Origin of the sequence: Bradyrhizobium sp. USDA 4541, from assembly GCF_024171085.1 — a bacterium.
GTDB lineage: Bacteria > Pseudomonadota > Alphaproteobacteria > Rhizobiales > Xanthobacteraceae > Bradyrhizobium > Bradyrhizobium australafricanum.
Genome location: NZ_JALJZF010000001.1, coordinates 9,147,769 through 9,153,973, shown reverse-complemented (window position 1 = coordinate 9,153,973; position 6,205 = coordinate 9,147,769). Strand labels below are relative to the sequence as shown.

Annotated in this window: 6 protein-coding genes and 1 pseudogene; 3 read left to right on the top strand and 4 right to left on the bottom strand. The window is 64.6% G+C overall.

Annotated features, from left to right (window positions below):
* Window positions 1-882, top strand: a pseudogene (locus J2R80_RS43205) (hypothetical protein); the annotation flags it as partial.
* Window positions 883-961: 79 nt separating this feature from the next.
* On the opposite strand, the gene J2R80_RS43200 reads toward J2R80_RS43205, so the two are convergent.
* Window positions 962-2,125, bottom strand: a complete 1,164-nt coding sequence (locus J2R80_RS43200; protein WP_229193596.1) for an IS4 family transposase — start codon at window positions 2,123-2,125, stop codon at window positions 962-964.
* A gap of 496 nt (window positions 2,126-2,621) precedes the next feature.
* Between J2R80_RS43200 and J2R80_RS43195 the strand changes: the two genes are divergently transcribed.
* Window positions 2,622-3,611 (top strand): tripartite tricarboxylate transporter substrate binding protein, encoded by a 990-nt coding sequence (locus J2R80_RS43195; protein ID WP_168856520.1) that lies wholly within the window; start codon window positions 2,622-2,624, stop codon window positions 3,609-3,611.
* A gap of 141 nt (window positions 3,612-3,752) precedes the next feature.
* Window positions 3,753-4,133, top strand: coding sequence for a hypothetical protein (locus J2R80_RS43190; protein ID WP_168856521.1), 381 nt, complete (start codon window positions 3,753-3,755; stop codon window positions 4,131-4,133).
* Here the strand turns inward: J2R80_RS43190 and J2R80_RS43185 are convergent.
* From J2R80_RS43185 to J2R80_RS43175, 3 genes are read right to left on the bottom strand one after another with little or no spacing between them, the layout of a single operon-like run.
* Window positions 4,130-4,603 carry a YbaK/EbsC family protein gene (locus tag J2R80_RS43185; protein ID WP_050384246.1) on the bottom strand — a complete coding sequence of 158 codons (474 nt, stop codon included), beginning with the start codon at window positions 4,601-4,603 and terminating at the stop codon, window positions 4,130-4,132. The two genes, J2R80_RS43190 and J2R80_RS43185, sit on opposite strands and share 4 nt — an antisense overlap.
* 5 nt (window positions 4,604-4,608) lie before the next feature.
* Window positions 4,609-5,352 (bottom strand): haloacid dehalogenase type II, encoded by a 744-nt coding sequence (locus J2R80_RS43180; RefSeq protein WP_168856522.1) that lies wholly within the window; start codon window positions 5,350-5,352, stop codon window positions 4,609-4,611.
* Complete coding sequence (locus J2R80_RS43175) at window positions 5,349-6,188, bottom strand: dienelactone hydrolase family protein (protein ID WP_253640922.1); 840 nt, start codon at window positions 6,186-6,188, stop codon at window positions 5,349-5,351. The genes J2R80_RS43180 and J2R80_RS43175 overlap by 4 nt, the downstream gene beginning before the upstream one ends.
* Window positions 6,189-6,205: the final 17 nt, after the last annotated feature.

Here is a 6,205-nt window from a genome sequence, read left to right as displayed (position 1 = left end):
GTCTGGCAGATTTTCGACGAGATGGTCGAGTACGCCGCCGCCAACAGGAAGCTGGAATTCGTCTGCGCCGCGGGCATCGTCGCGCATTACATCGGCGACGCCTGCCAGCCGCTGCACATCTCGCAATTCCACCATGGCCTCGATCCGAGCGACAAGGCGCATGCCAAGGTGCACAGCGTGTACGAGACCACGATGATCGGCCGCCACGGCAAGGATCTCATCAAGATGATTCCTGACGCCCGGACCAGCGACGTCGCGGAGATTGCTCCGGGCGGCACCCCGACCGGTCGGGATGCTGCGGTCGCCGTGGTCGCGCTGATGCAGCGGACCGTGAAGCGACTGCCGCCGATGACCATCGTCAACCTGTTCAACTCCCACATGGGCAGCGGCCAGGTCGAGGCGCTGTGGTCGAAGTTGAAGGATGCCACCGCGGCCTGCATGCAGGATGGTGCCAAGACCCTGGCCCGGGTCTGGGAAGCGGCCTGGCGCGCCGGCGCGGGCGAGGACCGCGGGCAGGGCGGCAAGTTCGATCAGGACAGTTTGAGCAAGCTCTACAACGACCCGAGCTTCCTGCCGGCGTTTCCGCTCCAGCAACTCACACTGGACGCCGACGACCACCTCGTTCCGATCGGAGGCAGCAGCACGCGGCGCCGCGGCGCGACAACCGCGCGACGCGCGCGTCCGCAAGCAGCGAAGAAGGCCGCCAAGAAAGCTGCGAGGGAAACGGCCAGGAAGGCGCCGAAGAAGGCGGTGGCGCGCAAGCGGCCGGCCGCGGCTGCTCCGGTCCGACGCGCGGCCGCCAGCAAGAAGACCGCGACCAAGCGCGGCGCGGCCAGCAAGCGGTCGGTCGGAAAGACCCGCAGGGCGGCGCGCAAGCGTTAGAGCAAGATGACTTGCATCACATCGCGCAGCGGATTCAGCTTTACCTCGCCCCGCGTGCGGCAGGGGTGTCCGGGGAAATTCAGGCATAGCGGAGCTCCATCTGGTCAGGTGAGATGGTTGATTTCCGACGGCTGGGGTTGATGGGCGGAGGTTTGTCGATGGCAGCGAGGGATCGACGCGTGAGCAGGAGCTGGCCGACGAGTTCGGCGAACCTGAGCGGGAGCATTTTGATGCAGTTGGTGTGAGCGGCGATGCGCAGCAGCAGGTAGGCAATCATCGCAGCGAGCACCTGAAGGCGGATCGCGTTGTCGTTGGCGCCGAGGAACTTGCGAATATCGAGATGCTGCTTGATCCAGCGGAACAGCAGCTCGATTTGCCATCGGCTCTTGTAGAGGGCGGCGATCTCGACGGCGCTACGGGCAAGGTCGTTGGTCAGGAGTGTGATCTTGCCGCCTTTCTCGCGTCTGATCTTGATGCGGCGGAGCGGGATTGGAAGGCGCGAATCGCCCTTGCTGGTGAGCTTCACCTCGTCATCGGCAAGGATTTCGAAGCCATCCCCGTTACGCTTGCGGATGGCGCGATGCCTGAGCGAGCGAAGACGGATGCTCGTCTTCGCCCGGGTAACGAACAAAGCCTTGCTATCATTGATCTTCTGCCACCAGTCGAAACGGCAATAGCCCTTGTCAAACACATAGGTGGTGGCGGGCTGGATTGGGGTCTGTCGGCCGATCTCGATGTCATTGACGTTCGCGGCCGTCATCTCGACGCAGGTCGGGACATCGCTCCTTGGGTCGTAGACGACATGCAGCTTCATGCCGCGGATGCGGCCGTTCCACGTCGCCCAACTGCAGACCTTGCCGAGCGGGATCGGACTGGCGTCGATCAGACGCACCATCTCCATGCCTTCACTCCGCAGCTGGCGACGCGCCATCGCCGACAGCGCCGCAAAGGTTTGCGCGAAAATGCCGATCGGACGGCGGGCATTGGCATCGGACAACGTCGAGCGCGACAGCTTGCCGGTTCCCAAGTGATAGTGATGCTGCGAATTGGCGTTGAAGCCAGTCACCACCCCGCGCAGACTGCTGTTGCCGCTAAGCTGGGCATAGATCAGCGCCACCAGATGATCCCAGCTCCTGAACGACTTGTCGTAGGCATCCCCGTCCAGACGATCCACAACCGTCTGAAACTGCCGTCGATTGATCGGTTCAAGCAGCCTTCCAAAAATGCTACCGCGATATCGCATGCTCGGCCCTCTGTGTCTCGACAACCAGAAAAGACCGATTTGCCTCGGTCCTGCCGAGCATGCACCGCGACACAGTGAATCATTCCCCGGACACCCCTGCGCGTGCGGGGAGAGGTATAGGCCGCCTTTGGCGGCCGTTCTCAAGAACGCCGAAGCGGAGCTTCGGCTATGACGCATCGTTAGATGCGTTCCGGGTGAGGGGGAGCCTCCACAAGTCCAACTGTCGCCGTTTACGCGGAGGCAGCCCCTCACCCCGACCCTCTCCCCGTAAGAACGGGGAGAGGGAGCACAGCGCCGTCGTTATTCGATCGAATCTCAACATGCACTCGGCCGACCAGGCTCGATCTTCCCCATCGGTCAGTCGGCGTCAGGTGCGACGCGCGGGACGCTTGAGATCAGCGCTCCGGTCCTGCACGATGCGACCAAGCCGCGGCTCTGACTGCGGCATCGCGATCGGTTGCGATCGCCAAAAAAGATGATTGGGGAGAAACTCTCGATGAACCGCCGCGAACTCCTGCGCGCCGCTGCCGCATTGCCGCTTGCGCAGGCTGCGCTCGCCAACTCCGCGTTTGCGCAAGCCGCCTATCCCAACCGCAATATCACGATGATCGTGCCGTTTCCGGCCGGCGGCCAGGCCGACCTTGCGGCGCGACCGGTGGCGCTCGCGCTGGAGCGTATCCTCGGCAAGCCCGTGATCGTCGACAATCGCGCCGGCGGAGCGGGCGGATCGATCGGCAATGCGCAGGCCGCGCGCGCCGAGCCCGATGGCTATACGCTGTTGATGACGCTGTCCTCGCTCGCGGTGCTGCCGGAGGCCGACCGGCTGTTCGATCGTCCGGTTGCCTACGAGGTGTCGCAGTTCGCGCCGATCGCGCGTGTGCTTGCCGACCCGACGCTGCTGGCGGTGCCGGCCTCGGCGCCGTGGAAGACGCTGCAGGAATTCGTCGACGATGCGAAGAAACGCCCGGGACAGATTCCCTACGGCTCGTCCGGTCCGTACGGCACGCTGCATGTCGCGATGGAGATGTTCGCGGCGAGCGCAGGAATCAAGCTGCTGCATGTGCCGTTCCGCGGCGCAGGCCCGGCGCTCACCGCACTGCTTTCCGGCACCGTGCAGGCATTGGCGTCGGCGCCGGGCACGCTCAAGCAGCAGGTCGAGGACGGCAAGATGCGCGTGCTCGCCAATTGGGGCGCCGAGCGGATCGCGAGCTTCCCCGATCTGCCGACCTTCAAGGAACTCGGCTACAAGGACGTCGAGTTCTACATCTGGGCGGGACTGTTCGCGCAGTCAGCGCTGCCGGCGCCGATCATGGAGCGGCTGCGCGCGGCGATGGCTGATGCCGTGAAGGCGCCGGAGGTGATCAAGACTTTCGAGACTGCGGGCAGTCCGGTCGCCTATATGGACGCGCCGACGTTCTCAAAATTTGTTGCAGACGACAGCGCGCGGTTGATCGCGGCGGTGAAGAAGATCGGCAAGGTCGAATAGGGAACTCCCGGGACAAACTCTCTTCACTTTTAGTTGTCCGCGCGAACGATCCTTGGCCGCATTCATTGGGCAGCTTTGGAGCAAATCGCGGCGCGGGAACATGCGCGCGCGGGCCAGTATCTGGAACAACGGGAGCCCGACATGCGATCGCAGCGGATCGTCCTGAGCCTTGCCATAGCGATCGGCGGAGCTGTCACGGCAACGGCCGCCGTCGCCGAGGAGTATCGGGGAACCTGGGAACAGCAGATGGCGTGCACACCGGACGTGTGGCGGCTCTGCAGCGACCAGGTGCCCGACGTGCAGCGCATCGTGGCTTGCCTGCGGCAGAACACGCCGCAACTTTCCAACAGTTGTCGCGCCGTGTTCGAATCAAACGCGCAACAGTCGCAGACCCAGGGGCGGGCCCAACAGCCGCAAGCGCAGGGCCGTGCGCCGCAGCAGCCGCAGATGCAGCAGCGGCCGCGCGCACCACAGCCGATGCAGCCGGCGCCATCGCGGCCGCCGTTCGACGATGAGGACTAGTCCCCAGGTCTGACTTCGCAGACGTCGACCCATTCGGCCGCAGTCAGCTCCGCCATCCTGTCGGGCGTGATGCGGACCGCGCTGTGGGTCGAGCCTGCCGCCGGCACCACGACATCGAATGCCTTCAGCGATACGTCGCAATAAACTGGCAGCGGCGTCTTCAGCCCGAACGGGCAGACGCCACCGACCTCGTGGCCTGTGATGTCGGCGACCTCGTCGAGGCCGAGCATCTTCGGCTTGCCGCCGAACGCCGCCTTCACCTTCTTGTTGTCCATTCGCGACGTCCCGGCGGCGACGATGAGCACCACGCGGTCGCCGACCCGCAGGCTCAGCGTCTTGGCGATCCGCGCCGGCTCGACGCCATAGGCCTCCGCCGCCAGCACGACGGTCGCGGAGCTCGTGGTAGATTCGATCACGGAAATTTCGGGCGCCTTCTCGGCGAAGAAGGCGCGGACGGACTCGAGGCTCATGTTGTTCAGGACCTTGCAGACACCAGTGCGGGAAGTTCGGAGAGACCGTGGATCCGGTGATCGGGTGCGACGCCGAGCTCGTCCATCTGGGTACGCAGAGCCTTGAACATCGTCAATGGGGCGACCGTCTCGCTTTCGACGCAGGCCAGCGCCATCGCTTGCGGCGTCACCCGCTCGATCCATGCGACGTTGAGGCCGAACGACTTGGCACCGCAGGCGTCCCACGGATTGGAGGAGATGAACAGCACCTCCGCCGGCGGTACTTTCAGCACCTCCTCGATCAGCGTGTAGGCCTCGGGCGCCGGCTTGAACACCTTGTGGGCGTCGACGCTGATGGTGGCATCGAGCACGCGGTCGAGGCCTGAATTGCGCACCAGCGCATTCAGCATGTCAGGGCTGCCGTTGGACAGGATCGCGAGCTTCTTGTCCTTCATCGCCTCGAGCGCGGCGAGCGCATCCGGATACAGCGCCAGATGCTGATATTTGTCGATGATGCGGGCGAAGGTCGCGGCGTCATATTGCAGGCCGAGGCAGCGCAGCGTGTAGGCGAGGGAGTCGCGGGTTACGACGGCGAAATCCTGGTAGCGCCGCATCAGCGAACGCAGCCAGGAGTATTCGAGCTGCTTGATGCGCCAGATCTGCGTGATGATGTCGCCGTAGCCGGGGAACGCATCCTCGGTGACGTCGGCCACCGATTGGACGTCGTAGAGCGTGCCGTAGGCGTCGAAGACGATTGCCTTGATGGTCATTGTGATCTCTCTTGCCCGCCGATTGTCGCATACAGGAATTTCCTGAGTGCGTCGATGGATTGATCCCTGGCCACCTCGTTGAATTCGAGGTGATGACCGAGCAGCTGCACCGGCGTGCTGTAATGCGGCACGTCGAAACCGTGATAGGCGCCGGGATAGACAATCAGCTCGATCGGATGTCCCGCATGATTCTGCCGGGAGATGCCGTAGTCGTCGCGGCCTTCGGCCAAGGTCCGGCACTCCTTGGCCGGCGTCCAGTCGTCGAGCTCGCCGACCATGATCAGCGTCGGCACCGTCATGTCGCCCTTGATGCTGAGGCAGGGCGGGTAGAATGCAACGGCTGCGCGGAATTTCTCTGCCGCGTTATGTTCGATCGCGCCACGCTCGACCGAGAGCAGGGCGAGCCGGGCGCCTTGCGAGAACCCCACCACCGCGACGCGACCGGGATCGACCGCCGATTGCCGCGCGAGATAGCTCAGCGCACGATAGGCGTCATGGACGGTTGCGGCCGGCGCTCCGCCCGTGCAGGCGCTGCTGATGCCGCGCGGCCCGAACCGGTCGACCGTGAGCGTGACATAGCCCCAGGCCGCCAGCCGCTTGCCCCAGCGCTCGTCGAGTTGCTTGAAGAAGCCGCCGCAGCCGTGCAGCAGCACCACGGCGGGCGAGGGGCCCGGTCCATCGGGTGTTCGCAGATAGCCTTGCAGCGGCTGCGCACTTACAAGCGGGCTCTCGAATTCGACGAACGCGGGCGGCTGCCCGCCGCGTTCCGCGCAGCAGAGCCCTGCGCTTCCGATCAGGAGTGCGAAGAGGGTGGCAAGTCCGGTGAAGTTCGTCATGAACCACCTCCGAAGCT

What these genes read in the sequence shown, in the direction of transcription:
- J2R80_RS43200 (WP_229193596.1), bottom strand. Translation starts at nt 2,125, where the DNA reads ATGCGATATCGCGGTAGCATTTTTGGAAGGCTGCTTGAACCGATCAAT.
- J2R80_RS43195 (WP_168856520.1), top strand. Translation starts at nt 2,622, where the DNA reads ATGAACCGCCGCGAACTCCTGCGCGCCGCTGCCGCATTGCCGCTTGCG.
- J2R80_RS43190 (WP_168856521.1), top strand. Translation starts at nt 3,753, where the DNA reads ATGCGATCGCAGCGGATCGTCCTGAGCCTTGCCATAGCGATCGGCGGA.
- J2R80_RS43185 (WP_050384246.1), bottom strand. Translation starts at nt 4,603, where the DNA reads ATGAGCCTCGAGTCCGTCCGCGCCTTCTTCGCCGAGAAGGCGCCCGAA.
- J2R80_RS43180 (WP_168856522.1), bottom strand. Translation starts at nt 5,352, where the DNA reads ATGACCATCAAGGCAATCGTCTTCGACGCCTACGGCACGCTCTACGAC.
- J2R80_RS43175 (WP_253640922.1), bottom strand. Translation starts at nt 6,188, where the DNA reads ATGACGAACTTCACCGGACTTGCCACCCTCTTCGCACTCCTGATCGGA.